A 23967-nucleotide genomic window follows, 5' to 3' on the forward strand; every position below is an offset into this window, starting at 1 on the left:
GAAACGAATACAAAAAGGGTGATATCATGGATGTACATGAAGCAACAAAACAAAAGGGTCTATGGCATCGGAAACCCCCTCATAGATATAATCGTCAGTGTTGAAGATCAAGATATCGTTGATCTTGGTATTCATAAGGGAACGATGGCCCTGATCGGTGAGGAGAGGATGCAAGAACTCCTTTTGTTTAGCAAAACCAGGGAGATATCGTTTTCCTGTGGTGGTTCCTGTCCCAACACAATCATTGCACTCGCTTCGCTGGGAATCGAGACTACGTTGGCGGGCAAGATCGGGAATGATGAAAATGGATCTATCTATTGTGAGAAACTCAAGGAATTGCAGGTCAAAGACGAGCTGGTAAGAACCGATACGCAACCTACAGGTTCCACGGTTATCCTCATAACCCCTGACAGTGAACGAAGCATGAACACCTATCTTGGAGCAAACCGGCTCTTCGATGAATCGGATGTACACGAAGAAACGCTGCAACAGGCTGATTTTTTTCATTTTACAGGATATATGTGGGATACCGAGTGCCAACAGCGCTCCATAAGAAAAGCTCTCTCGGTCGCAAAAACGAACAATTTAAAAGTGTCATTTGATATTGCCGATCCGTTTGCCGTAGGACGTTACAGGGAAACCTTTCTCACGTTGATCAAGGAACATTGCGACATCGTCTTCGCAAACAGGGAAGAGGCAAGAATACTGTTCGACAATTATGACCCGTATGAATGTTGCCGATCGATGGGCAAGCTCTGCGAAACCGCCATCGTGAAGAACGGCAAGAAAGGTTCCCTCATTTGCCATAACGGTGTAATTCATGCCATTCCGGTCAAGGGACCGGTTACGCCCGTAGATACCACGGGAGCCGGGGATGTGTACGCCGCAGGTTTCTTGTATGGTCAATGCCACCAATTGGGTATTGAGGACTCTGCACTGATAGCTTCCATCCTCGCCGGGGAAATCATTGCCCAGCGAGGAGCCCAGTTCTCACCAGTCCAGGCGAAGATACTCAGTGAACTGCTTTCCTCAGGATCGTGGCGCAGCCTTTGAGAAAGGTTTGCCCAGCAAGGTGGTAACCAGGAACCCAAAGGATGCAACCAAGATCCAATACATGACTATGGAACCTGATTTCAAGACAGGAAGGGCAACCAAGGTCGCAAATAATCCGCCGACTTGCAAAAACAGGGAATTAAGACTCAGGGCCGAGGACCTGATCGAGGAATCCAACGCCTTGTTGAGAAGCACCCCTCCAACTACCGATACGATACCGAGCAAAAGATAGATTCCTGCATAGAGTATACAGAACAAAAGGGGTGAATGTGCAAGTGCAAGAAAAAACTCTCCTACAAAGGCTAGCAACAGGAATAGGAGAAAGAGAAAGGAAGCCTTGATTCCTTTCAACAGGACCTTTCCCATAAGGGAACCTACGATACTCACGAGAAAAACCATACCACCAATAAATCCCAGTAACCAAATTTGATCTTGGTCCGCAAGCAACCCTTTCAAGAAAGGTTGCCAGTAACTCTCCATGGAAGCCAATAACATTCCTTCTATTCCGGTATATAAAACAAAATAAGCAAGAAATGGATTTTCTTTTATCTGACCAAGTAACAAAGTAGCTTGCTGATGCAATCCGATACGCTTTTGTCTTGGCATGGTATCATTGCTGATCAACAAGAAAACAAGACAAATATGGAGAGCAATCAGGACAAACCGTACACTGAGAAGCAAATCACAGAGATGTACGCCTGTCTTTCCCCTTGCAAGAAGAAAACCACCCAGAAAAGACCCCAAGGCCAAAAACAGGCTGCTGGCAATGTCCAGGGCAACCATCACGTCTTCCAGTTTTCGGTTCGCCGAAAGATGGTGCTCTATGAACAAGGCATCAAGGCTCCCACTTCCAAAGGCTCTTCCCAGACCAGAGAGGGAAAAACCCAACAAGACTATTGCCAGGGACTGGGAGAATAGGCAAAGAGTACCGATCAAGAGAAAAAACAACCCGAATACATAGCTGTTCCGCCTTCCCTTGGCATCACAGAACAAACCACTGGGAACTTCAAAGACCAACACAGTACCTGAATAGCAAAACATTGCCACCCCAAGATAGAACAGGGAGTATCCCTTGCTATCAAGCAAGAGTCCCATAGCTGGTATCAACAACCCAGTGGATAGATACCCAAGGGAAAGAACCGATAGATACGAAACCAAGGAATATCGTCTAGCCATGATAAGCTACCAAGGAATAGACAAACGGTAGCGTACCCTCTTTTTTCTCTTCATGGACAGAAAGATACTTTCGGATGAGCTTATACAGATCATCAGCTTCCTTTTGGGAGAGATGGATGACTCCCGTACTCATATCGGCGGAAAAATGTTCAGGATCCCATTCATGTTCCCTTGCCTGCTTGAAAAAGCCATCCTGGATATCGCGCAACAGATTCTGTGCCAATACCTCACGTTCCCCTCCCTTGTCCAGCCCAAGGCTGACAGTGACAGCTGCAGGTTTGTAATAGGTGGCTAGAATCCCATGTATGGTTTCCTGGTGGTCAATTTCGACAATTTCAAGCTCCACGAGTTTCAGTAAATGGTGCTTTGCACTGGAACTGGTCATCTCGAGTTCGTCGGCAACCATTTTTGGGGTCATCGGTCCTTTCACCGAAAGCAAGTGCAGTATCTTCAGACGGGAAGGTTGCATATAGATTTTCAATTGTTCATCGGTAGTGAGTTTTATTATTTTCATAACAATATTTATAACATAACAATTATTGTTATGTAAAGTATCTTTTATCTTTTTTTCATTTCTTGCATGCATGTCCAAAAATATTTCTGTTTTCTTGCAATTATTATCATAACTTGGTAGTATCAGTATAAATATGACGTCGATTTGATAGCCTCCCGGCTTGCAGACGTCAATAAAGAAACTTGCTAAAAGGGGAGCGCGGTATATTTCCGCCTTATATCCCCCTTCCGCAGTTCCTAAAGGAAGGGTTTCATGTTAGAGAAAGGTTCTCATATCTTCACTTCAGAATCAGTAAGTGAAGGACATCCAGACAAAGTAAGCGACCAGATTTCAGATGCGGTACTTGATGCCTGTCTTGCCGAAGATAGAAACAGCAGGGTCGCTTGTGAAGTATTCGTTACCACCGATACAGTTATCGTCGGCGGTGAAATCACCACCAAGGCACAGTTGGATATTGATTCCATTGTTCGTAAGGTAGTCAAGGAAATTGGCTATACCGAACAAGATATCGGTTTTGATTACAAGACCCTGAAGGTCACCAACCTGACCAAGACCCAATCTGCCGATATATCCTTGGGAGTCACTGCAAGCAGCAGTCTCTTTGGCGAACAAGGTGCCGGGGACCAGGGAATGATGTTTGGGTATGCCTGCAATGAAACACCGTCCTTGATGCCTGCCCCTATCGTGTGGGCCCATGAATTGTTGAAAAAAGCAACCGAATTGAGAAAATCCGGAACAGCACCCTTCCTTCGCCCCGATGCAAAAAGCCAAGTATCGGTTGTTTATACGGATGGAGTTCCCGTTCGTATCGATACCGTAGTCATCAGTCACCAGCATGCTGCATCGACGACCAGGGAAGAACTTTCCGAATTTTTGACAAAACAGGTAATCCATCCAATATTGGAACCTACCGGTATGTTGGATGAAAACACCAAGATACTGATCAACCCGACGGGAAGATTCGTTATCGGGGGACCTGCCGGGGATACCGGTCTGACAGGAAGAAAAATCATCGTCGACACCTATGGCGGAATGGGAAGACATGGTGGTGGAGCCTTTAGCGGAAAAGACCCTTCAAAAGTGGACCGCTCTGCAGCCTATATGGCTCGGTTCGTTGCCAGAAATTTAGTGGCAAACAAGCTCTGTGACCGTTGTGAAGTACAATTTTCCTATGCAATAGGGGTTCCTTATCCTATTTCCATTTATGTGGATACCTTTGGGACAGGAATTGTTGACGATACGGAACTTGAGCAGTTGGTACGAAAAAATTTCGATCTTTCCCCGAACGGCATCATCAGGACTCTTGACCTCTTACGGCCAATTTATCGTCAAAACGTCAATTATGGACATTTTGGCAAAAAAGAAATGCCTTGGGAAAAAACCATTGCCTTGAAACGATAAATAGGCTTCCTTACTATCTTCAACAATGCATCCAACCCTGTACAAAAGAACTTACTGGTACAGTGGTTGGATTCTTTTTTTCATTGCGATAAGAAAAATCAGATATTTTGTAAACCCTTTCCATTTTTTTCTTCCTGGGCTACACTCAAGTAGGAGCAAAAAATGCATATAATGGGTCTGCAAAAGATGACCTTGCTCGACTATCCCGGTAAGGTTGCCTGTACTGTTTTCTTCGGCGGTTGCAATTTTCGTTGCCCTTATTGTCACAATGCAGGCCTTGTCCTTGGAAATGATTCTGAACCGGTCATTGAAGAAAAGGAGTTCTTTTCTTTCCTTTCCCATCGCCAGGGACTCCTTGACGGGGTCTGTATCACTGGCGGGGAACCAATGGTACAGAAAGATCTTGAAACCTTCATCATCCATATACGGGACTTGGGATTTCAAGTCAAACTTGATACGAACGGGAGCTTTCCCAAACAATTGAAAAGCTTGCTTGACAACCATCTGCTGGACTATATTTCCATGGATATCAAAAACAGCAGGGAACACTATGGAGCTACCATAGGAATCCAAGACTATGATACGAAACCTATTGAACAGAGTGTATCTTTATTGATGAACCAGACGATTCCCTATGAATTCAGGACTACCGTTGTCAAGGAGTACCATACACTTGAGGATATCAAGAAAATTGGCTCCTGGCTTGCAGGCTGCAGAGCCTATTACCTACAAGCCTTCAAGGATTCAGGAAACCTCATTGGCGAAGGTGTTATGACCGCCTTCGAAAAAAGCTCCATGGAAGAGATGATAGAGCTCTTGAGACCCGAAATACCGGCAGTATCACTTCGCGGCATATAGCCGGGCCCTGTCTTTTTATACATATAAAACCACATAATTTTCCACCTCAAGAAAAAAACTCTCCCTTGAGGTGGAAAACCAATACCTATTCCTTGTTTACAGGCAGGCGACCTGCTCACAATAGGTCTTGATGTTCGAGGCATTGGTCACTATCCTGGCTTCACCTTTTCCCACTATAACAAGAGTTGGTGCCTGCATTATGTGGTATTTCTTCACAAGTTTTTGATCCTCTTCTGCATCGATGACACGATACTTTATTCCTGCCTCCGAGAGAAACCGCTTTGCAAGGTGGCAATTGGGGCAACTTTTGGTGGTAAATAAAAGCAGTCCATCATTATCAGTCTTGGTTTTTACAACATCATACAGTTTTCGTTCCTTGTACTCCTCAGCCTTGCCATCGTTCCAGTTCTTGACAGGACGATAATACCCGGTGATCCGGCTATAGACTTCAGTTGGCTGATGGCAATACGGACAGGTATACTCCTCGCCAGGAAGATAACCATGCTCATTGCATACCGAATAAATAGGACTGAGGGTATAATAGGGAAGCTTGTAATTCTGGGCTATCTTATGAACCAAGGCAGCTGCACTTTGCCAAGAAGGGAGCCGTTCTCCCAAAAAAGCATGGAACACGGTACCTGAGGTATAGAGAACCTGCAACTGGTCCTGAACATCCAAAGCCTCGAATATATCGTCAGTATACCCTACTGGAAGATGGGAGCTATTGGTATAAAAAGGTTCTTTGCCCTCCTTTGAGGCTGTCCTGATAAGAGGAAAATCCTGCTTGTCATGTTTGGCCAACCTGTACGAAGTCGACTCTGCGGGAGTTGCCTCAAGATTATAGAGATCCCCATATTGTTCCTGGTAATTGGCCAGTCGCTCTCTCATATGGTTCAATACCTCTTTTGCAAACACAATACCTTCTTTTGAGCCCAAATTCTTGCCAATGAATCGGGCATTGAGACAGGCCTCGTTCATCCCGATCAAACCTATGGTAGAAAAATGGTTCTTGAACGTCCCAAGATAACGTTTTGTGTACGGATACAGTCCTGCCTCAAGGAATTGGGTAATGACCGTTCTCTTGATCTTCAATGATTTGGCACTGATATCCATCAACGAGTCCAAACGTTTGTAGAAATCCTTCTTATCAACTGACTGATAGGCAATCCTGGGCAGGTTGATAGTCACGACACCAACCGATCCTGTCGATTCTCCACTTCCAAAGAAGCCACCTGATTTCTTCCTCAGTTCCCTGAGGTCCAAACGAAGTCGACAACACATGGAACGGACATCGCTGGGTTCCATATCGCTGTTAATGTAATTGGAAAAATAAGGAGTTCCGTATTTTGCCGTCATTTCGAACAAGAGTTTATTGTTTTCCGTTTCTGACCAATCAAAATCCTTGGTGATGGAATAGGTGGGAATGGGATACTGGAAACCACGTCCTTCGCTATCCCCGGCAATCATTGTCTCAATGAAAGCCTTGTTGATCATATCCATTTCTTTCTTGCAATCCTTATACCTGAAAGGCATTTCCACTCCACCTACAAGGGCCGGTAATTCAGCCAAATCAGGGGGAACAGTCCAGTCAAGGGTAATATTGGAAAAAGGAGCCTGAGTACCCCACCGAGATGGTGTATTGACGCCAAAGACAAAGGATTCAATGCACTGCCTTGTTTCTTGATATGAAAGGTCATCGGCTTTGACAAACGGGGCAAGATAGGTATCAAACGAGGAAAAAGCCTGGGCGCCAGCCCATTCATTCTGCAATATTCCCAGGAAATTAACCATTTGGTTGCACAAGGAAGATAAATGTTTTGCTGGAGAACTGGTAATCTTGCCAGAGACACCACCCAACCCTTCCTGGATCAATTGTTTGAGGGACCAACCGGCACAATATCCGGTAAGCATGGAAAGATCATGGATATGGATATCCGCATACCTATGGGCATTGGCAATTTCCTGACCATATACCTCGGAAAGCCAATAGTTGGCCGTAATGGCACCGCTGTTGGAAAGTATGAGGCCCCCAACACTATAGGTGACTGTAGAATTTTCCTTTACTCTCCAATCATTGAGTTTCAGATACTTGTCTACAGTATCCTTGTAATCCAGAAGCGTCGTCTCCATGGTCCTGATTTTTTCCTGTTGCTTTCGATAGAGGATATAGCTCTTTGCCACGTCGGCATATCCTGCCTGAATAAGAACCAATTCGACACTATCCTGAATCTCTTCCACCTCGATTTTCCGATTTTTTATTTTCGGCTCATAATCACTGGTAACCTTTAATGCCAGAAAATCGATGATATTTCGTGTATACTTCTTTTTCTGGGCCTCAAAGGCCTTGGTTATGGCCAAGATAATCTTGGAAATATCAAAGGGTACAACAGAACCATCTCGTTTGATTACCTGATAGGTACATACGCATTGTTGGTCCTGAATTACTGGATTGACTTTCCTGTTTGAATTTGCCAGGGAATTTTTCTGTCCATCGCAGAAAATTTCCTGCCCGTTTTGCTTTGCTTCATTGGTAAGCATGGGTTCCTCCTGCCATCAGGATACAGACAGACGAGGATATACCTATCCACGCCATTGTCATTCACCGTGACGGCGTGTCTGTATAGGGAGGTCTTCTGGCTTTGGTTCAACGGTTTTGGCATCCTTCCCAGATTTCTCCAGTGGTTCAAGCCAAATCCTCACCTTTACAGCGGCGGGACCGCGTGGGCATTCATACCCAACTTCCCTTTTCCTATACACACAACATATAGTGTTTTGTACTAAATTGTACGCTACAAATAGTAGACTTTAAAACCTTTTCTTGTCAAGATTTTTTATGGAACCTTCTAATTAAAAAACAAGCGACGCTCTCGCATCGCTCGCCCTTATAGTTCGGAAGATTCTTGATGTAATTACATCTGGGGAATTCCGTTGTCCCTTTTATTGGAAATACGAATTTGTTTGTATAAGCCTTCGCCTTCGCTTTTAGTCTCAACTCCACCAAAATCATTGAGAGCTGTATGGACCAAACGCCTCTCATAGGGATTCATTGGTTCAAGCAAACGGCTCCTGCCATTTTTCTTCACTTGCTCAGCAGTCTTGAAGGCCATCCTTATCAACTGCTCTTCATGCCGCATGCGATAGTTTTCACTATCAACGACAATCTTCTGATCAGGGTCAATTTGTCCTGCATATACATTGGCAAGCAATTGTATTGCATCCAGGTTCTTTCCCTTCCGTCCGATAATAATGCTTGAATTCTCGCTATCGATGTTCAAACCAAGCTTGCGTTCCTTTCGGAAACTTACCGCTACAGAAGACTCGTAACCCATTTTTTCGATCATAGTTGCCACAAAGGCAATTACCTTTTGCTCAAGCTCACTATTGATGGGGGCATCGCCCTGGGCTACATCCAAAACCGGACGTTCATACATCATCTGGTTATCAAGGCCATTGCCTTCATCAAAGTGAATTCTAATCTTAACGTTGCTTTTCTTGAAAAGGCCCTTGCGGACTGGTTCGACGATTTCCACATCGAAATCTTCACGTTCGATGTGCAGTTCCTCAATTGCCTTTGCAATTGCGTCCTGTTCGGTACGTCCTTCGAATTCTTTCATCATATATTTTCTCCGTATTGGGAGGAACACTCCTCCCAATGTTAAAATTTACTTATAACGGGTTTTTACCTCCGCTTTCCTTTTGAACCCTTCGAATTGGGAAATTGCTTTACCTTGCTTGGTTCAGGTTCAGTCTCTGATTCAATCTTTCTTTTACGGTTGACAAACAACTGCTGGAAAATTGAAAGAGCGTTCATTACCGACCAATAGAGAATCAACCCAGAAGGTGCACTATAGAGAACAAAGAAGAACATCAAGGGCATTCCGTAGGTCATGAACTTCATCATTCCTTGCTGTGATCCAACCGTTGAAGAATTCTGCGTAATCTTCATCGAATAAATCATACTTACCGTATAAATAATGGGAAGAAGGTGCAATTCATTTCCAATGAAAGGAATCGTAAACGGGAAGGTAAACACAGTATCCGGCATGGAAAGGTCAGGGATCCAACCGGGGATAAACATGGCTCCGCGCAATTCAAAGTGCTTGTTAAGCAATCCGTAGAAGGCAATCAAAAGAGGGAACTGAATCAACATGGGGAGACAACCACCCATTGGATTGATCTTCTCTTTTTTGTATAGAGTAGCGATTTCCTCATTTTGTTTGGTCGGATTATCAGGATACTTTGCCTTGATTTCTTCCATCTTCGGAGATAGCGCTGACATCTTGGCAGTTGAATCCATACTCTTCTTGGTAATTGGATACAATACCAATTTCAAGAGGAACGTAAGAATGATGATACCCACACCATAGTTCGGAATAATCTTGTAAAGTCCATTCAACAAGAGCTTCAAGAAGGATTCGAGCCATCCAAGCCAAGAACTGCTATCCAAGGCTTTTTCAAGATCTAAATTGGAAACCTTGAAACTATTGGAACTGGCATTGTTATATATGGCCATGTCTTGTTTAAGCTGGGGACCTGCATAGATGCGAAACGTATCGTTTTGGGAAGAAGATTTAATGGATGGACGTGAGAAATACATACTTGATTTCATGGCTATGGAACCGGTTGTATCCTCATTGAGACTCAACTGATAGGAAGTAGCATCTGGAATGGCAATAAGTGAGAAATACTTACCGGCAAGAGCAGCCCAGGAGAGCGGCTTTGTGGTGGTATAATTACCATTGCTAAGCTTGATCTGTTTCTTGTTGGAAGAGCCATCTTCCTTGATATAGAATCTTCTGTAGTTGTAATTATTGTTCGGAAGTGTAGAAAAAGAAGGTCCTATCTGGGGTTCGAATCCCAAGGTATAGGCAAAATTCTCATAGGAAAGAGGTATCGATTTATTGATACTGTTCTCCATGGATATATCAAGCTGGAAAAGATAATCCTCTTGTCCGAACGTATAGGTCTTGGTAATGGTGAACGGATCACCGGAAGGCTTTCCTTTTTCATCCAGCAGTTCAAAATCCTGACTGAAGATAATTTTCTTTCCGTTGATTTTATAACGGAAGGTTGCATCTATCGGATTTGTCTTGTCATTCCCTGCATAAAGAAGGAAGGCATCATGTTCTTTTGGCCCCTTGAACAACAACTCGACAGGTTCGCCCTTATCCAGGTGTTTATTGAGTTTAAAAGAAGATACCGAGGCTCCGACGGGATTGAATTCAACAGTAAAAACATCAGTCTTGAAAACAAACTTACTCTTTGTTCCTTGGGTACCTACAGAAACCAAGGATCCTGGCAAATCTGTATTCCAGGCAAGATTCGAAGAAATCATGGCATTCTTGGCAGGACTGAGATTCACTGTATCAGTAGTTTTTTCTTGACCGGCATCGGAAGCAACCGTCTCTTGTGGGGATGCTGTCGGTGCAGGGGTAAAAAAGGACGTCTGGATAGTCATTCCAACTGTTATGACAACTACGGAAAGAACAATGGCAAGTATGGTATTTTTGTCCATATCTACTCCTGAGGGTTGGGAATCATGAGAGAATTATCACAGGAAAGATATTATATTCGAAGTTTTCTACACAATAATGAATGAGAATTAGACTATAGGAGTATCTTCCAGTTGAAGGAAGACCCCCGCTTTTTCACAAAGAGATATGAGTTGCTTCGTTTGGGTTTCATTATCTTGAACCTTTCCTGGATATACTACAAACGCAAAATCGTAACCGGGAATCATTCGGGGCTTTTCGTTTCTCCAAATTTCCTTGATTTGGCGTCTAATCCTGTTCCTTTGCACGGCATTGCCAAAATGACGAACAGGAATTACGACTATTCGATCCAAATCAAGTTGATTTTTGGAAACAACCATTTTCATGCCATAACAAGCTTGTGTCTTGCCGGTCTTAAAAATTTGGTTGATCTCCGGTTGTCGCTTTACGATTTCTTGCTTAGTAAGGTTTCTTCTCATCACAGACGCTAAGCTTATGTCTACCCTTGGCTCTTCTTCTTGCCAAGATGAGACGGCCACCAACCGTAGCCATTCTGGCACGGAAACCAAACTTTCTATTTCTCTTCATCTTACTGGGCTGGTAGGTCCTTTTTCCTTTGTAACTCATGAGACACTCTCCAATTTTTCATCGCTTTAAGCGGATATTTTTCTATCTAAGCGGAGGATACTCCCCCGAGTGGTGCAGTATATAGAGCAACTTCTCTTACGTCAAGTAACTATGCACTGAGTACCTGAAGATCCTTTACTTCCAATGAGGGATATTTCCTGTTCACAGCAGAAATAATTTTCTTCTGTTGCATCATTGTAATCTGAGCCCAGGATGGATGATCAGCCTTCAAAACCAAGGTTTTTCCCCTGATATCGACAATTTTGACATGGGGGTATAAACGCGATCCAATAATCTCCTGCCACTTCATCCCAATTGCAGCCTTTGGATTGTCCAGACTGATATTCAGTCTGTGCAAAACCATATCCAAAACTTGCTTGGAATCGATGGGATCGTTGGTTTTGCAAACCCTCGGGCTTTTATCCTTCATGGAGTGAAAACCTCCCGTTTTTTACATCATACACCAATGCATCATCCCCTGCTAGGGAAGAGAAGTAATGTTCTTCAGGAAGAAACGTAAAAAAAACCTGGCAATACGATTCCATGAGATGCAGGAACATCTCCCTTTTCTTGAAATCCAGTTCCAAAAGTACGTCATCGACAAGCAATAAAGGTTGCCTATTTGTTTTCTTTTGGAAAAAAGCCATCTGCGCTGCCCTGAAAATCAAGGAAGCCAACCGTAGTTGACCTGTAGATCCACTTTGGGAAAATAAACCGTTTTGATCAATGACATTAAAACGATCCCTATGAATACCGCTAGTTGTGGTCGAAAGATTCAAGTCACGTTGCCTGTTATTGGCCAGGTGCTCAAAAATTTCCTCTTCCGTGGCACACCGGGACCAAGAAGGGTTGTATTGGATATGTATTTCCCTGTCAGTCTGGGAAACTTCGCTATACATCCCGGGAAATATCTGATCAAACTCGAATACTGCCCTGGTTCTTTCCTGTTGAATGGCAAGTCCATATTTTGCCAGTTGCATATCATAAATCTCGAGAAGGGAATATCGCTCTTCCTTTATGGCCTGGTTTCTTTGCTTCAAGACTGAACGATAATGTCTCATGTCATCGAAAAATAGTGGATTGTACATACTCATGGTTTGGTCGAAGAACCGCCTTCTTTCTTCCGGTTCTCCCCTGACAAAGGAAATGTCATCATGTGAAAAGACAATGCATGGAATATTATATATAAGTTCTTTCCTGTCCTTTATTTCCCTACCATCGAGAAGGACAGTTCTCTTCGAATCCTTGTACTCAAGTTCAAGACAATGAGTAAGTAAACCTTCATCAGAATACATTCCTGTCAACTTAAAATTCTTTTCACCATGGCTTGCCAATTCCTTCATGAATGGGGTCCTGAAGGAAGATCCATAGCAAAGTGTATATATTGCCTCGAGAAGATTTGTTTTGCCTTGTCCGTTGGGACCTACAAGAAATACCTGTTTTCTGTCAACAGGTATTTCCTTTGCTTCGAGATTTCTGAATTGATTTGCCCTGATGGAAGTGAATCGCATCAGGCATTGGGCTGCATGGGCATGATTATATGATAATAATCACGCTCAGTATCAGGTTTTACTGTCATAGCCTTAGTAGGTTCAGTAAAGTTTATGGAGAAATATTCACCCTCCATTGCCTTGAGGGGATTGAGCAAATAGACAAAATTCAAGGAAACCTTGCTTTCCGGTCCCTCATATTTGCAAGGAATAATTTCCTTTGCTTCACCCATTTCACTTTCATCGCTGGTTACAAGGACTCCAGCTTCACTGATATCAAGGAAAATTCGTTTTGCCTTGTTTTCAATCAAGAGTGATACACGCTTAAGCGCATCAAGCATGTCCTGAACCCTCATGGTAGCTGAATATTTTTGCGTTTCAGGAATTACCCTACGATAATTTGGGTACTGACCCTTTATGAGGTTTGAATAGAAAAATCTTTTTCCTATTTTTGCATAGATAAGATTTTCTGTGATGCAGAGATCAAGATTTCCCTCATCTGCCGAAAGTTTTTTCAATTCAAGGAAAAACTTTGGTGGAATGATGACAGAAGGGAAAGTCGGAATTTCTTCGGAGAACTTACGTTCAATGATGGAAAGACGTCTTCCATCGGTGGCGACCATGTTCATTCCCGTGGAAGTTCTTTCAAGGAATAATCCGCAAAGAAAGAATCTTGTCTCATCTTCACTGATGGAAAAGATTGTTTGGTTTGCCATTTCATTGAGGGTCTTCTGGGAAATGGAGAAAAAAGTATTTTCCCCGAGAGTTTCCATCTGGGGAAATTCATCACCATTGATTGTCCTTAGCTTGAAGTCAATGGTTTGGTTGGTAGGCTTGATGGCAAGCATACCGTCCTTGGTCGAGAATTGTATTTCAGAATCGGGAAGCGATCGAAGGATGTTGAGAAATCTATCGCAATATACTGTTATGGATCCGTTTTCAATTGTTTGTACTGCTATCTCTGAAGTGAAGCCAATTTTCTGGTCGGTTGCCTTGATGATAAGACGATCATCAAAGGTTTCCAGATATACGTTTGAGGTGATGGAAAGTGAGTTTCTTTGGCTGGTAAAATCCATTGAATATATTATTTCATTTAGGATCGTTTCTTTGCTGCAGGCGAATTTCATTGATTACTCCTAGTTTAATATAAAAATTAGTAATAATAGTAATAATAGCACGATTTCTGTGGATAGCTCGATAATTCATTATACAATAATTGCTTAAATTTTTCTATCCTGTGGATAACTTTCTAGGTTATTCACAATTGATCAACAGGCAAATTTGGCAATCCACAGGCAAAGCCAGTTATGCACAAGCTACCCATAAGCAATCCACAGGCTATTACTTCTTAATGTTTGTTAAGTCCCTTCTTAATTTTAGTATGGTATTGCTGAAAGATTCATCACTTTTCATAAGTGATTCTATGCGTGCGAAAGCATGCATTACGGTGGTATGGTCACGACCCCCAAATTCGGTTCCGATTTCTGTCGTGGAGAATTCCGTGATATCCCTGGAAAGGTACATCGCTATCTGGCGGGGTTGTATAAGGGACTTGTTTTTCTTTTTTCCCTTGATCTCGAAAGTGCTGACGTTGAAATATTCCCCGACCACCTTGATGATGGTATCGATGGAAAGGGTCTGGTTTGCATTGGCTGCAATTGAAGGCAGGCTTCCTAAAAGTTCCTTTGCCTTGTCCAAGGAAAGATCTTGGCCAAGAAGCTCGCTATAGGCTATGAGCTTGGTCAAGGAAGATTCAAGATCACGGACATTCGTACATACATTGACAGCGATATAATTGAGTATATCATCACTCATTGCACTTGCCCTTTTTTTAGTCTTGCTTTTAAGGATAGCCATCCTGGTTTCATAGTTAGGTGGTTGCAAATCTACATTCAATCCTCGTTCAAAACGGGAACTGAGACGATCGGTAATGTTTTTTAATTCACTGATGGGTCTATCACAGGTGAAAACCATTTGTTTCTTTGATTCATAGAGATTGTTGAAGGTATGGAACAACTCTTCTTGGGTACTGTCCTTACCTTGCAAGAAATGAATATCATCTATCAACAATACATCGACTTTTCTGAACTTGTTCTTGAATCCCTGGGTTTTCTGTGCCCCAATCGATTCAATGAATTCATTGGTAAACATCTCTGCCGTGACATACATCACTTTCAGTTCCGGGGTATGGTCAAGGATGTAATTGCCGATTGAATTGAGCAGATGGGTCTTTCCCATGCCGACTCCACCATAAATAAGGCAAGGGTTGTAGCTTACCCCGGGGTTCTTGGCAATGGCCAGGCTTGCATTGAAGGCAAATGTACTGTTGTCCCCTGTTACGAAGTTCGTGAATTCGTAGGAAGGGTTCAGGTTGCAACCTATCTTCATCTTCAGGTTCTTTTCCGCGGAGATTTTTTCCTTGACTACCTGTATTACGGGTTCTTCTTGTTTCTGTTTTTTCTCTCCTGTATCTTGTTTTTTTCTTTCTTCGATTTCTCCCCTGGATTTGACAATGAAATCCACGCTAATCTCTTCGCCGGTGAGTTCACTGAGGGTATTTACGATCAGGCCCTTGTACCGTGAGATTACCGTATCGAGAATAAATTGGCTTGCACCAGCGAGGATGACTTTTCTGTCATCGGAGCCGATGTAGACGATACGATTGAACCAGGTCGTATATTCCTGTTCTGGAAGAGTCTCTTTTATGCGTGAGGCTGTCTCCTGCCAGAATTCAAAATAGTAGCTTTTTGAATCAGTCATGGGACTATTTTACTCTGTAGGACAACGCCTTGCAATACTAGAGTGAAGGTAGTGTAAAAATCAATAATAAAATTATATATTAAAAGAAGTTAAAAATAGCTTATTATTTTATGTGCCTATTGCAACAACCTTCAATTTCTGGTATACTTGATAAGAATCGGCATAAGCATTTTTTTATTATTACATAAGGATATAACGAATGAGTGAAGGGAGCTTTTCCAATGAATCTTTCCAGCCGCCATTGCACCACAGTGCAGTAAGTACGGATGGTTCGCCAAATACCTATTCTGCCGGGAGCATACAAGTCCTAAAGGGTCTTGAAGCTGTTCGAAAGAGACCCGGAATGTATATTGGATCAACTGGCATCGACGGCTTGCACCATCTTGTTTACGAAGTGGTGGATAACAGTATCGATGAAGCTATGGCCGGCTATTGCACGGATATCCAGGTTTTTCTTGATTTGAATGCGCAAGGAAATGAAGTATGTACCGTTGAAGACAATGGTCGTGGAATTCCTGTTGAAATGCATCCTACCGAGAAGAAAAGTTCTCTTGAGATTGCTTTGACCCAATTGCATGCGGGTGGAAAATTCGACAAGAATTCTTACAAAGTTTCCGGAGGTCTCCACGGAGTCGGTGTTTCTTGTGTAAATGCCCTGTCCGAGTGGATGGAGGTCGTTGTCTACAGGAATGATGCTGTTTTCCACCAGGTATACAGCAAGGGCATTCCCCAAGGTGATGTCGCAAAAATCGGAGATTCCGACCGTACCGGTACCGTTGTAAGTTTTTCCCCCGATTATACGATCATGGAAGCCAACTCATTTAGTTATGAGGTCTTGGTTAACCGTTTCAGGGAACTTTCCTTTTTGAACAAGGGAATTACCATTGCCATTACAGATCGAAGGGGTGAGACTCCCAAGGTCCAGAGCTTTCATTCTGAAGGTGGTATCAGCCATTTTGTAAGCTATTTGAACGAATATAAAAGAGTTTTGATTGATCCCCCTATTTCCATTGAAGGGGAACGGGAGAATATCAAGGTTGAAATTGCGCTGCAATATAATGATAAATATGACGAAAAGGTTCTTTCCTACGTAAATAACATCAACACCCGTGAAGGTGGAACTCATTTGTCAGGTTTCCGTAGTGGTTTGGCCAGGGTTATCAATACCCAGTTGCAGAAAAACCCTAAATTAATGAAGAAATATGCAGAAAAGCTTGAGCAAAGTGATATTTCAGAAGGGCTTACTGCTGTTATCTCGGTTAAGATACCTGAGCCTCAATTTGAAGGCCAGACAAAAATGAAACTCGGCAACTCTGCTGTTGCAGGTCTTGTACAGTCGATGGTCTATGAGAAATTGGGCAATTACTTCGATGAATTTCCTTCTTCCACCGAGATAATCCTTGATAAAATCATAGGGGCCGCCCTCGGACGTGTCGCTGCCCGTAAGGCCAGGGAACAGATTCGCAAAAAAAGCGAGGGTGGCGGGCTTCCTGGCAAACTTGCCGATTGTTCTGAAAAAGATCCGGCGAAGTGTGAGGTGTTCATAGTAGAAGGTGACTCTGCAGGTGGATCGGCAAAACAAGGTCGTGACCGAAAATTCCAGGCCATTCTTCCCTTATGGGGAAAAATGCTCAATGTAGAGAAGGCTCAGGAATACAGGGTCCTTGGCAATGATAAGTTGCAGCCGGTCATTTCTACCATCGGTGCCGGCATGACCAGATACAATAATATGGATGGAAGCGGAAATACCGATAGTGATAGCACCTATACTTTTGATATCACGAAAGTCAGATATCATAAGGTCATCATCATGGCTGATGCCGATGTTGATGGTTCCCATATCAGGACTTTGCTTCTTACCTTCTTTTTCAGGTATATGCGCCCCCTGATCGAGGCAGGCTATGTGTATTTTGCAATGCCTCCCCTTTATAAGATTACATTTGGCAAACGTGTTGAATATGCCTATGACGAGGAAGCTCGGGTCAGGATCCTTACGGAGAACAATGTCACTGATTCCTCAAAAGTCCCTATCCAGCGCTACAAAGGTCTTGGTGAGATGAATCCTGATCAGTTATGGGAGACGACCATGGATCCTGAGACTCGTATGATTAGCAGGATTCACCTTGAGGATGCTGAAGAGGCTGACAGGGTCTTTTCCATGTTGATGGGTGAAGAGGTTGAGCCCCGTAGGGCCTTCATTGACGCGAATGCCGTCTATGTATCGAATTTGGATGTCTAGGAAAGGATAGTATCGTGGAAGAACCAAACGAAAACAGAATAATTACGGTGGATGTTTCCAATGAGATGCGTACCTCGTATCTCAACTATGCCATGTCCGTAATTGTTAGCAGGGCTTTGCCTGATGTACGGGACGGCCTGAAGCCGGTCCATAGGCGAATTCTCTTTGATATGTATGAAATGGGCCTCAGGGCAAATACCAGTTACAAGAAATGTGCTCGTATAGTAGGTGATGTTTTAGGTAAGTATCACCCGCATGGCGATGCATCAGTATACGACGCGCTTGTGCGTCTTGCCCAGGATTTTTCTCTCAGGTATCCAGTGGTAAACCCCCAGGGGAACTTCGGTTCCATTGATGGGGATCCTGCTGCAGCAATGAGATATACCGAAGCCAAGATGAGTAAGATCGGCGAAGAGATGCTGCTGGATATACAGAAAGAAACCGTCGATTTTGGGCCTAACTATGATGACTCTCTTGAGGAGCCAACGGTTCTGCCTGCATCTTTTCCATTCTTGCTGGCAAATGGAAGCAGTGGTATAGCAGTCGGTATGGCCACCAATATGGCACCTCATAACCTGCAGGAAATCTGTGATGCAATCTGTGCTGTCATCGAGAATCCCGATATCACCATCGATGAGTTGATGGAACATATCAAGGGACCTGATTTCCCTTCTGGTGGAATTATTTGCGGCATGAAGGGCATCAAGGATGCCTTTACAACCGGTAGAGGCAAGATTGTCATGCGTTCCTGCTATGAGATTGAATCCCATGACAAAGGGCATGACCAATTGGTCTTTACCGAGATACCGTATCAGGTAAATAAGGCCGACCTTGTAAAGAAAATTGATGATTTGCGGAAAGACGGAGTGATTCCTTCCATCTCGACGGTTCGAGATGAATCCGACCGTAAGGGTATCCGTATTGTCATTGAGTTGAAAATGGGATCGGAACCAATGGTTACCCTCAATCAACTCTTTGCACATACGGCCTTGCAGTCGAATTTCAACGTAAACAATCTTTCCTTGGTCAATGGAAAACCCCAACAACTGAACCTGAAACAAATGTTGGAGTATTATATTCTCCATAGGGAAGATGTTGTTGCCAGGAGAACCCGCTATGACCTGAGAAAAGCCCAGGAAAGGGCTCATATTCTCCTGGGTTTGAAAATTGGTCTGGATAATATCGATGAGGTTATCAGGATCATCAAGGAATCGAATGACAATACTGTTGCCGCCGAGCACTTGATGAGTCGGTTTGGTCTTGACCAGATTCAAGCCCAGGCAATCATTGATATGAAATTGGGCAGATTGTCTCATCTGGAGACTTCAAAGATCCTCGAGGAATTGGGTGATCTTGAACAAAAGATTGCCTATTATCAGGACTTGCTTTCCGATGTCAAAAAAATTCTCAAGGTAGTGGAAACCGAAATCAGGGCCTTACCTGCCAATCTGGCACCGAAAGACCATAGATTGACGAAGATACTCCGTGAGGAGATCGGACAGAGCACCCTTGAGGATTTCATCAAGGATGAGGAAGTTGTCGTTCTTATCAGTAACAAGGGTTTTGCAAAGAGAATTCCTACAGGCGAATATGAGGCCCATGGAAGAGCAGGTAAAGGTACCAGGACTACAAAACTTCAGGATGGTGATTTTGTTGACCATATGTTTGTTGCTTCCACCCATGAGTATGTCATGTTTGTTACCAATGCGGGAAAAGCATATTATACCAAGGTCTTTGATATTCCCGAAGCTTCCAAGACTGCAAAGGGTACCAGTATAAAAAATATCCTCCAAGTGGAGACTTCCGAGAAGATTACTTCGATAATCAGTTTCAAGGAGTTCAGCCAGGATACCTATCTCATGATGGCTACCCGCCATGGTGTGATCAAGAAGGTTTCCTTGGCTAATTTCAGGAATGCCCGAACCAGGGGGATAATTGCTCTCAATCTTGATGAGGGTGATGAACTCTTGCAATGTGAGTTTGTGCAGGATGGCGATGAAGTCATGCTGATTACCAAAAACGGACAGGGGCTTCGGTTCTCCCAGTCTGATGTAAGGGCTATGGGACGTGCTTCCCATGGGGTAAGAGGTATCAAGCTTCTTGGCGAGGATGAGGTAGCTGGTTTGCTGAAGGTGGATCATGACAAACGAATTCTCATGGTCACTGTGAATGGACAAGGCAAGCAGGTTACGTTTGATAGTTTCTCTGTCCATGGACGAGGTACTCAAGGCCAGAAGATTTATCGTATAGGTGGAAAGGCCTCTTTCATTGTAGGTGCCTTGGCTGTCAATGACGATAATGATGTGGTATGTGTGACCCTCATGGGACAAACCCTGCGGATTCATGTAAATCATATTTCGATTCAAGGAAGGAACGCAAGTGGGGTCAAGGTCGTAACGATGAAGTCTCCCAAGGATTGTATCGTCGCCATTGCCTCTACTTCTGGAGAAGAAGATGACGAACAGGATCCCGAGGCTTTGGAAGGTACTTCCACTGAAGAGGTCAAGAGTGACTTAGAGCAGATAAAACAAGACTCTGAGTTAGATCAAGAAGCGATTCAGGATGAGGAGATTGACTCTACAAAAGACGAAGAGTAATCATTTTCAACATATATAGGGTCATCTGACAGGTTGTTGGATGACCCTATTTTTTGAGCAAAAATGAGTCAGTTTTTCCACGCTTATCTGTATCGTTAAATAGAAACATATATAAAAAATCTGCATTTAGCGCTGTAGAATGCTGTTTTTTTGCATTTTGGGAAATTCAAAAAATATAAAGCAAAAAACCAGGCAAAAAGACATAGTGCATTTTTCCAATGATTTTCTTTTTCGTGTTTCACGTGAAACAAAACAACAAGGATAATACCGCAATATGTCAAATAAGCCTGAAAACCATATAATCAATACAGGAAAAGTTTTCTTGTGACGGGTATGTAATAACTTCTGGTTTTGTTTGAAACATCAAGAACTCATGGTTGTAGGAAATTGAAACTTTGCTTGCAATAGCTGAGGTGATACCGGTAAGACGATACTATGTAGAGGTGGTATGCCATGGTTGGGTATGTAGGTTATTTATTTACTTTTCCAAAAGAACCATTGCCCTTGAGAAAATATGTAGTTCAGGAATCAATTCTTTATAAGTCTGGTTTTGTACAATGGCTATGAATGCATTTTCTACCATTCTTTGCGGCATTTAACGGGTGTAGAACACCAAAAATTCATATGGGCTATGCGATATTGTCAGAATATGGATGGTATATAGGCAAAAAAAATACGTTTCACGTGAAACATATGATTCCGTGAAACGTAGAAATTGAATACAAACGGTTCGGCTTATAGATCCGGGCTGTTGACTACTGTTAACTTAGGGTCGACGAAGTTCCGCAAATATCTTTCCACACCGCTTTTCAGTGTCATCTGGGACATTGGGCAGCCTGCACATGCACCTACCAAACGAACAGTGACGTCATTTCCGACCAAACTGATAAACTCGATATCGCCTCCGTCATTTTGCAAGGAGGGTCTGATATCCTCTATTGCCTTTTTGACTTTTTCTTCCATGTCATTCCTCCATAGGGTACTTTGAAGATACAATAGAGCGACATAAGGGTCAAGGAGTATTCCTTTATAGGTGACATTTAGTATTCTTTTTCGTATAGTAGATATATGAGTGTGAAGAAGATCATATTTCTAAACCAGAAAGGCGGTGTAGGGAAGACTACCACTGCCGTAAATCTCGGCTCGGCATTGGCCCAACTGGGGAAAAAGGTCCTCTTGGTGGATCTTGATTCCCAAGGGAACTTGACCAGTGCCGTATCTGCGGATAATCGGCTTCCTGGGACCTATGAGGTCATAGTCGGCAAATGTTCGGCAAAAGAGGCATGCCAATCAACCTCTGTGCAAAATTTGTATGTCATGACAGCAAATATCAATATGGCAGGATTGAATATTGAATTGGTCGATCAGGAAATGCGGGAGTTCTTTGTAAAAAAGACGTTGGATACCCTGGGTTCGGAATGGGATTATATCCTTGCCGATTGCCCCCCGTCCCTGGGCCTTGTAACTATCAATGCCATGTGTTGGGCCCAATATGTGATTATTCCCATGCAATGTGAATATTTTGCAATGGAAGGCCTGAATCTCTTGATGCGTACAGTCTCCAATATAAAGAAATCCCTGAACCCCTCACTGAAGGTCCTTGGAATACTCTTTACCATGTATAGCAAGCGTACAAAGCTTGCCAATGACGTGGTGGAGGATATTTCGTCCTATTTCAGTTCTTTGGTATTCTCTACCTTGATCCCCCGTAACGTAAGGATTGCGGAAGCTCCTTCCCATGGACTTCCCATCAATGTGTACGATATGAGTTCAAGTGGGGCGAAGGCATACCAAAAACTAGCCCAGGAGGTTGTAGGCCGTGTCGCAAAATCCGAATAAAAAACATGGGCTAGGCAAAGGTATAAGTTCATTGATGAATGATTATACATTCGACTCTGTACTGGAAAATGCCTTGGGAGTTTCCCCAGAACGTCAAGAGGGTAAAAACAATGCATCTGATCATGCCTTTCTGGAAGTCGGCTTGGAACATATTCATGCCAATCCCCGGCAACCAAGAAAAGACTTCAATGATGCAAGCCTAAGAGAATTGTCAGAATCAATTAAAAGTCAGGGGGTTCTCCAACCTATCTTGGTTGAGGAAATCTCTTCAGGAGAGTACAGCATAGTAGCTGGTGAACGACGATACCGTGCTTCCAAGATGGCAGGTCTTGAACAGGTTCCTGTGCTAGTGAAGAGTTTTTCTGATATGCAGCGTCTTGAAGTTTCTCTTATAGAAAACATTCAAAGAGAAAATCTCAATCCTGTCGAAGAAGCCAAGGCTTATGCCTATCTTATTCAGGAAGCAGGAATTACACAGGACGAATTGGCAAAACGTTTGGGAAAGAATAGATCTACTATCAGTAATAGCATCAGACTTCTCCAACTTTCATCTCCTATGCAGAATGACCTTCTCACCGGAAAATTTTCAGCCGGGCAGGCTCGTGCCCTTCTATCGGTGGTGAACCCTGCGGATAGGGAAATTCTTTATAGGACCGTGCTTGAGAAAGATCTTTCCGTACGGGCTACCGAACAATTGGCTGCACAATTCAATAAAGGAAAGCGTGCGGCTTTCCAAAATAAGAAAAATCGTACAACCAAGGGGTTGGATAAACCAAGGGAAGTGATTTCTGTCGAAGACAAGTTCTTGCAGGTCTTTGGTTCCCAGGTTGAAGTAAAAGGTTCATTGGAAAAGGGAAAAATTGAAATACCCTATAGATCCAGTGAAGAATTGGAAAGGCTTTATCAGTTGCTGGCTCCTGGTCAGGACTTGTTTGAAGTATAATTATTTAGGAGAGATTCATGGAAAAAAAAGAACTCGCTGACGGGCTCTATGCCGTTATGCATACCACAAAGGGAGATATCCTTCTTTCCCTTGAGTATAAGAAAACACCTATGACGGTAGCCAACTTCATTGGGCTGACTGAAGGTACGTTGAATATCAGTAATGAAGGCAAGCCTTTTTATAATGGTTTGACGTTTCACCGGGTCATTGAGAATTTTATGATTCAAGGTGGTTGTCCCAAGGGAAATGGTACCGGCGGTCCTGGATATACGTTCCCCGATGAATTTGATGATTCACTCAAGCACACTGCCCCTGGATGTCTTTCCATGGCAAATGCTGGCCCCGGAACCAACGGAAGCCAATTTTTCATTACGCATGTAGCCACTCCCTGGCTCGATGGCAAGCACACAATCTTTGGTCATGTCCAGGATGGGCAAGATATCGTCAATGCAATTGCCCAGGGTGACAAGCTGTCCTCCGTGGAGATACTGCGTGTAGGTAGTGAAGCCGAGGCTTTTGAGGTTTCACGTGAAACATTCACGAAACTTGTTGCCGATGCCGAAGATAAATCAAAGAACCGGGAAAAGAACGAACTGAAGAAAATCGATGCAGAGCTCAAGAATAGATGGCCTGAAGCAATTGTTACCGAAAGTGGTCTTAGATATGTGATAACCCAACCAGGTACAGGAACCAAGAGCCCGAAGAATGGTCAGACCGTAACGGTTCATTATACAGGAACCTTGTTGGATGGAAGAGTTTTTGATAGTTCTGTTCAAAGAGGAGCTCCTGCGCAATTCTCCATTGGAGAGGTGATAGAAGGATGGAATGAAGCCTTGGTTGCCATGACGGTCGGAGAAAAGAGAACGCTTATCATTCCTCCTCATCTTGGGTATGGTACCATGGGTTATCCTGGGGTAATTCCCCCGAATTCTTATCTTGTATTCGATGTGGAATTGATTAAGTTTTAATATTGTATAA

The 23967-nt window shown here is 43.3% G+C and carries 20 protein-coding genes and 1 riboswitch; of the genes, 8 read left to right on the forward strand and 12 right to left on the reverse strand.

What is annotated here, in order from left to right:
* Positions 1 to 36 precede the first annotated feature (36 nt).
* Positions 37 to 1053: an adenosine kinase gene (locus ACHZBG_RS08710; protein ID WP_320129064.1), complete on the forward strand. Its 1017-nt coding sequence runs from the start codon at positions 37 to 39 to the stop codon at positions 1051 to 1053.
* Here ACHZBG_RS08710 and ACHZBG_RS08715 read toward each other — a convergent pair.
* Together ACHZBG_RS08715 and ACHZBG_RS08720 are read right to left on the reverse strand one after the other, a co-directional pair.
* Positions 1030 to 2229 (reverse strand): MFS transporter, encoded by a 1200-nt coding sequence (locus tag ACHZBG_RS08715; protein WP_320129065.1) that lies wholly within the window; start codon positions 2227 to 2229, stop codon positions 1030 to 1032. The two genes, ACHZBG_RS08710 and ACHZBG_RS08715, sit on opposite strands and share 24 nt — an antisense overlap.
* Positions 2222 to 2743 (reverse strand): helix-turn-helix domain-containing protein, encoded by a 522-nt coding sequence (locus ACHZBG_RS08720; RefSeq protein WP_320129066.1) that lies wholly within the window; start codon positions 2741 to 2743, stop codon positions 2222 to 2224. Before ACHZBG_RS08720 ends, ACHZBG_RS08715 begins: the two co-directional genes overlap by 8 nt.
* 252 nt (positions 2744 to 2995) lie before the next feature.
* Here ACHZBG_RS08720 and metK point away from each other — a divergent pair, with 252 nt between their 5' ends.
* Both metK and ACHZBG_RS08730 read left to right on the forward strand, forming a co-directional pair.
* On the forward strand, positions 2996 to 4144 hold the full coding sequence (gene metK, locus ACHZBG_RS08725) for a methionine adenosyltransferase (RefSeq protein WP_320129067.1): 1149 nt from the start codon (positions 2996 to 2998) through the stop codon (positions 4142 to 4144).
* 162 nt (positions 4145 to 4306) lie between these two features.
* Positions 4307 to 5002: an anaerobic ribonucleoside-triphosphate reductase activating protein gene (locus ACHZBG_RS08730; protein ID WP_320129068.1), complete on the forward strand. Its 696-nt coding sequence runs from the start codon at positions 4307 to 4309 to the stop codon at positions 5000 to 5002.
* A 96-nt stretch (positions 5003 to 5098) separates the two neighbouring features.
* Here ACHZBG_RS08730 and ACHZBG_RS08735 read toward each other — a convergent pair whose 3' ends face one another.
* The 9 genes from ACHZBG_RS08735 to dnaA all read right to left on the reverse strand — a co-directional run bounded on the left by ACHZBG_RS08735 (position 5099) and on the right by dnaA (position 15371).
* The gene (locus ACHZBG_RS08735) at positions 5099 to 7540 is read right to left on the reverse strand and encodes a ribonucleoside triphosphate reductase (protein WP_320129069.1); all 2442 of its coding nucleotides are present in this window, start codon (positions 7538 to 7540) and stop codon (positions 5099 to 5101) included.
* 67 nt (positions 7541 to 7607) lie between these two features.
* A riboswitch (cobalamin riboswitch) is annotated at positions 7608 to 7783 on the reverse strand.
* 128 nt (positions 7784 to 7911) lie between these two features.
* Positions 7912 to 8619: an RNA-binding cell elongation regulator Jag/EloR gene (gene jag / locus ACHZBG_RS08740; protein ID WP_320129070.1), complete on the reverse strand. Its 708-nt coding sequence runs from the start codon at positions 8617 to 8619 to the stop codon at positions 7912 to 7914.
* Positions 8620 to 8681: 62 nt separating this feature from the next.
* Positions 8682 to 10517, reverse strand: coding sequence for a membrane protein insertase YidC (yidC, locus tag ACHZBG_RS08745; RefSeq protein ID WP_320129071.1), 1836 nt, complete (start codon positions 10515 to 10517; stop codon positions 8682 to 8684).
* Between the two features lie 87 nt (positions 10518 to 10604).
* A complete protein-coding gene (gene rnpA / locus ACHZBG_RS08750) occupies positions 10605 to 10973 on the reverse strand; it encodes a ribonuclease P protein component (protein WP_320129072.1) in 369 nt (122 codons plus the stop codon).
* Positions 10954 to 11121 carry a 50S ribosomal protein L34 gene (rpmH, locus tag ACHZBG_RS08755; RefSeq protein WP_320129073.1) on the reverse strand — a complete coding sequence of 56 codons (168 nt, stop codon included), beginning with the start codon at positions 11119 to 11121 and terminating at the stop codon, positions 10954 to 10956. Before rpmH ends, rnpA begins: the two co-directional genes overlap by 20 nt.
* Before the next feature lie 109 nt (positions 11122 to 11230).
* Complete coding sequence (locus ACHZBG_RS08760) at positions 11231 to 11551, reverse strand: DUF721 domain-containing protein (RefSeq protein ID WP_320129074.1); 321 nt, start codon at positions 11549 to 11551, stop codon at positions 11231 to 11233.
* Positions 11541 to 12632 (reverse strand): DNA replication/repair protein RecF, encoded by a 1092-nt coding sequence (gene recF, locus ACHZBG_RS08765; protein ID WP_320129075.1) that lies wholly within the window; start codon positions 12630 to 12632, stop codon positions 11541 to 11543. Before recF ends, ACHZBG_RS08760 begins: the two co-directional genes overlap by 11 nt.
* Positions 12632 to 13738: a DNA polymerase III subunit beta gene (dnaN, locus tag ACHZBG_RS08770; RefSeq protein WP_320129076.1), complete on the reverse strand. Its 1107-nt coding sequence runs from the start codon at positions 13736 to 13738 to the stop codon at positions 12632 to 12634. The genes recF and dnaN overlap by 1 nt, the downstream gene beginning before the upstream one ends.
* A 214-nt stretch (positions 13739 to 13952) precedes the next feature.
* Positions 13953 to 15371, reverse strand: coding sequence for a chromosomal replication initiator protein DnaA (gene dnaA, locus ACHZBG_RS08775; RefSeq protein ID WP_320129077.1), 1419 nt, complete (start codon positions 15369 to 15371; stop codon positions 13953 to 13955).
* A 199-nt stretch (positions 15372 to 15570) separates the two neighbouring features.
* On the opposite strand from dnaA, the gene gyrB reads away from it, so the two are divergent.
* Together gyrB and gyrA are read left to right on the forward strand one after the other, a co-directional pair.
* Positions 15571 to 17610, forward strand: a complete 2040-nt coding sequence (gene gyrB / locus ACHZBG_RS08780) for a DNA topoisomerase (ATP-hydrolyzing) subunit B (RefSeq protein WP_320129078.1) — start codon at positions 15571 to 15573, stop codon at positions 17608 to 17610.
* A 65-nt stretch (positions 17611 to 17675) separates the two neighbouring features.
* Complete coding sequence (gene gyrA / locus ACHZBG_RS08785) at positions 17676 to 20207, forward strand: DNA topoisomerase (ATP-hydrolyzing) subunit A (protein WP_394699380.1); 2532 nt, start codon at positions 17676 to 17678, stop codon at positions 20205 to 20207.
* 735 nt (positions 20208 to 20942) lie between these two features.
* On the opposite strand, the gene ACHZBG_RS08790 is transcribed toward gyrA, so the two are convergent.
* The gene (locus ACHZBG_RS08790) at positions 20943 to 21170 is read right to left on the reverse strand and encodes a NifU family protein (RefSeq protein ID WP_320129080.1); all 228 of its coding nucleotides are present in this window, start codon (positions 21168 to 21170) and stop codon (positions 20943 to 20945) included.
* 105 nt (positions 21171 to 21275) lie between these two features.
* Here ACHZBG_RS08790 and ACHZBG_RS08795 point away from each other — a divergent pair, with 105 nt between their 5' ends.
* Genes ACHZBG_RS08795 through ACHZBG_RS08805 form a run of 3 tightly spaced genes read left to right on the forward strand, consistent with a single transcriptional unit; the run spans position 21276 to position 23957 of the window.
* Positions 21276 to 22046: a ParA family protein gene (locus ACHZBG_RS08795; RefSeq protein ID WP_320129081.1), complete on the forward strand. Its 771-nt coding sequence runs from the start codon at positions 21276 to 21278 to the stop codon at positions 22044 to 22046.
* Positions 22027 to 22989, forward strand: a complete 963-nt coding sequence (locus ACHZBG_RS08800) for a ParB/RepB/Spo0J family partition protein (protein WP_320129082.1) — start codon at positions 22027 to 22029, stop codon at positions 22987 to 22989. Before ACHZBG_RS08795 ends, ACHZBG_RS08800 begins: the two co-directional genes overlap by 20 nt.
* A 17-nt stretch (positions 22990 to 23006) precedes the next feature.
* Positions 23007 to 23957: a peptidylprolyl isomerase gene (locus ACHZBG_RS08805; protein WP_320129083.1), complete on the forward strand. Its 951-nt coding sequence runs from the start codon at positions 23007 to 23009 to the stop codon at positions 23955 to 23957.
* The last annotated feature ends 10 nt before the right edge of the window (positions 23958 to 23967 follow it).

The sequence above is a fragment of the uncultured Sphaerochaeta sp. genome (assembly GCF_963676625.2).
In the GTDB taxonomy this organism is placed as follows: Bacteria; Spirochaetota; Spirochaetia; order Sphaerochaetales; family Sphaerochaetaceae; genus Sphaerochaeta.

Bases quoted from the DNA above. Each gene is read 5' to 3' on its own strand.
- ACHZBG_RS08710 (WP_320129064.1), top strand. From the start codon at position 37: ATGAAGCAACAAAACAAAAGGGTCTATGGCATCGGAAACCCCCTCATA.
- ACHZBG_RS08715 (WP_320129065.1), bottom strand. From the start codon at position 2,229: ATGGCTAGACGATATTCCTTGGTTTCGTATCTATCGGTTCTTTCCCTT.
- ACHZBG_RS08720 (WP_320129066.1), bottom strand. From the start codon at position 2,743: ATGAAAATAATAAAACTCACTACCGATGAACAATTGAAAATCTATATG.
- metK (WP_320129067.1), top strand. From the start codon at position 2,996: ATGTTAGAGAAAGGTTCTCATATCTTCACTTCAGAATCAGTAAGTGAA.
- ACHZBG_RS08730 (WP_320129068.1), top strand. From the start codon at position 4,307: ATGCATATAATGGGTCTGCAAAAGATGACCTTGCTCGACTATCCCGGT.
- ACHZBG_RS08735 (WP_320129069.1), bottom strand. From the start codon at position 7,540: ATGCTTACCAATGAAGCAAAGCAAAACGGGCAGGAAATTTTCTGCGAT.
- jag (WP_320129070.1), bottom strand. From the start codon at position 8,619: ATGATGAAAGAATTCGAAGGACGTACCGAACAGGACGCAATTGCAAAG.
- yidC (WP_320129071.1), bottom strand. From the start codon at position 10,517: ATGGACAAAAATACCATACTTGCCATTGTTCTTTCCGTAGTTGTCATA.
- rnpA (WP_320129072.1), bottom strand. From the start codon at position 10,973: ATGAGAAGAAACCTTACTAAGCAAGAAATCGTAAAGCGACAACCGGAG.
- rpmH (WP_320129073.1), bottom strand. From the start codon at position 11,121: ATGAGTTACAAAGGAAAAAGGACCTACCAGCCCAGTAAGATGAAGAGA.
- ACHZBG_RS08760 (WP_320129074.1), bottom strand. From the start codon at position 11,551: ATGAAGGATAAAAGCCCGAGGGTTTGCAAAACCAACGATCCCATCGAT.
- recF (WP_320129075.1), bottom strand. From the start codon at position 12,632: ATGCGATTCACTTCCATCAGGGCAAATCAATTCAGAAATCTCGAAGCA.
- dnaN (WP_320129076.1), bottom strand. From the start codon at position 13,738: ATGAAATTCGCCTGCAGCAAAGAAACGATCCTAAATGAAATAATATAT.
- dnaA (WP_320129077.1), bottom strand. From the start codon at position 15,371: ATGACTGATTCAAAAAGCTACTATTTTGAATTCTGGCAGGAGACAGCC.
- gyrB (WP_320129078.1), top strand. From the start codon at position 15,571: ATGAGTGAAGGGAGCTTTTCCAATGAATCTTTCCAGCCGCCATTGCAC.
- gyrA (WP_394699380.1), top strand. From the start codon at position 17,676: ATGCGTACCTCGTATCTCAACTATGCCATGTCCGTAATTGTTAGCAGG.
- ACHZBG_RS08790 (WP_320129080.1), bottom strand. From the start codon at position 21,170: ATGGAAGAAAAAGTCAAAAAGGCAATAGAGGATATCAGACCCTCCTTG.
- ACHZBG_RS08795 (WP_320129081.1), top strand. From the start codon at position 21,276: ATGAGTGTGAAGAAGATCATATTTCTAAACCAGAAAGGCGGTGTAGGG.
- ACHZBG_RS08805 (WP_320129083.1), top strand. From the start codon at position 23,007: ATGGAAAAAAAAGAACTCGCTGACGGGCTCTATGCCGTTATGCATACC.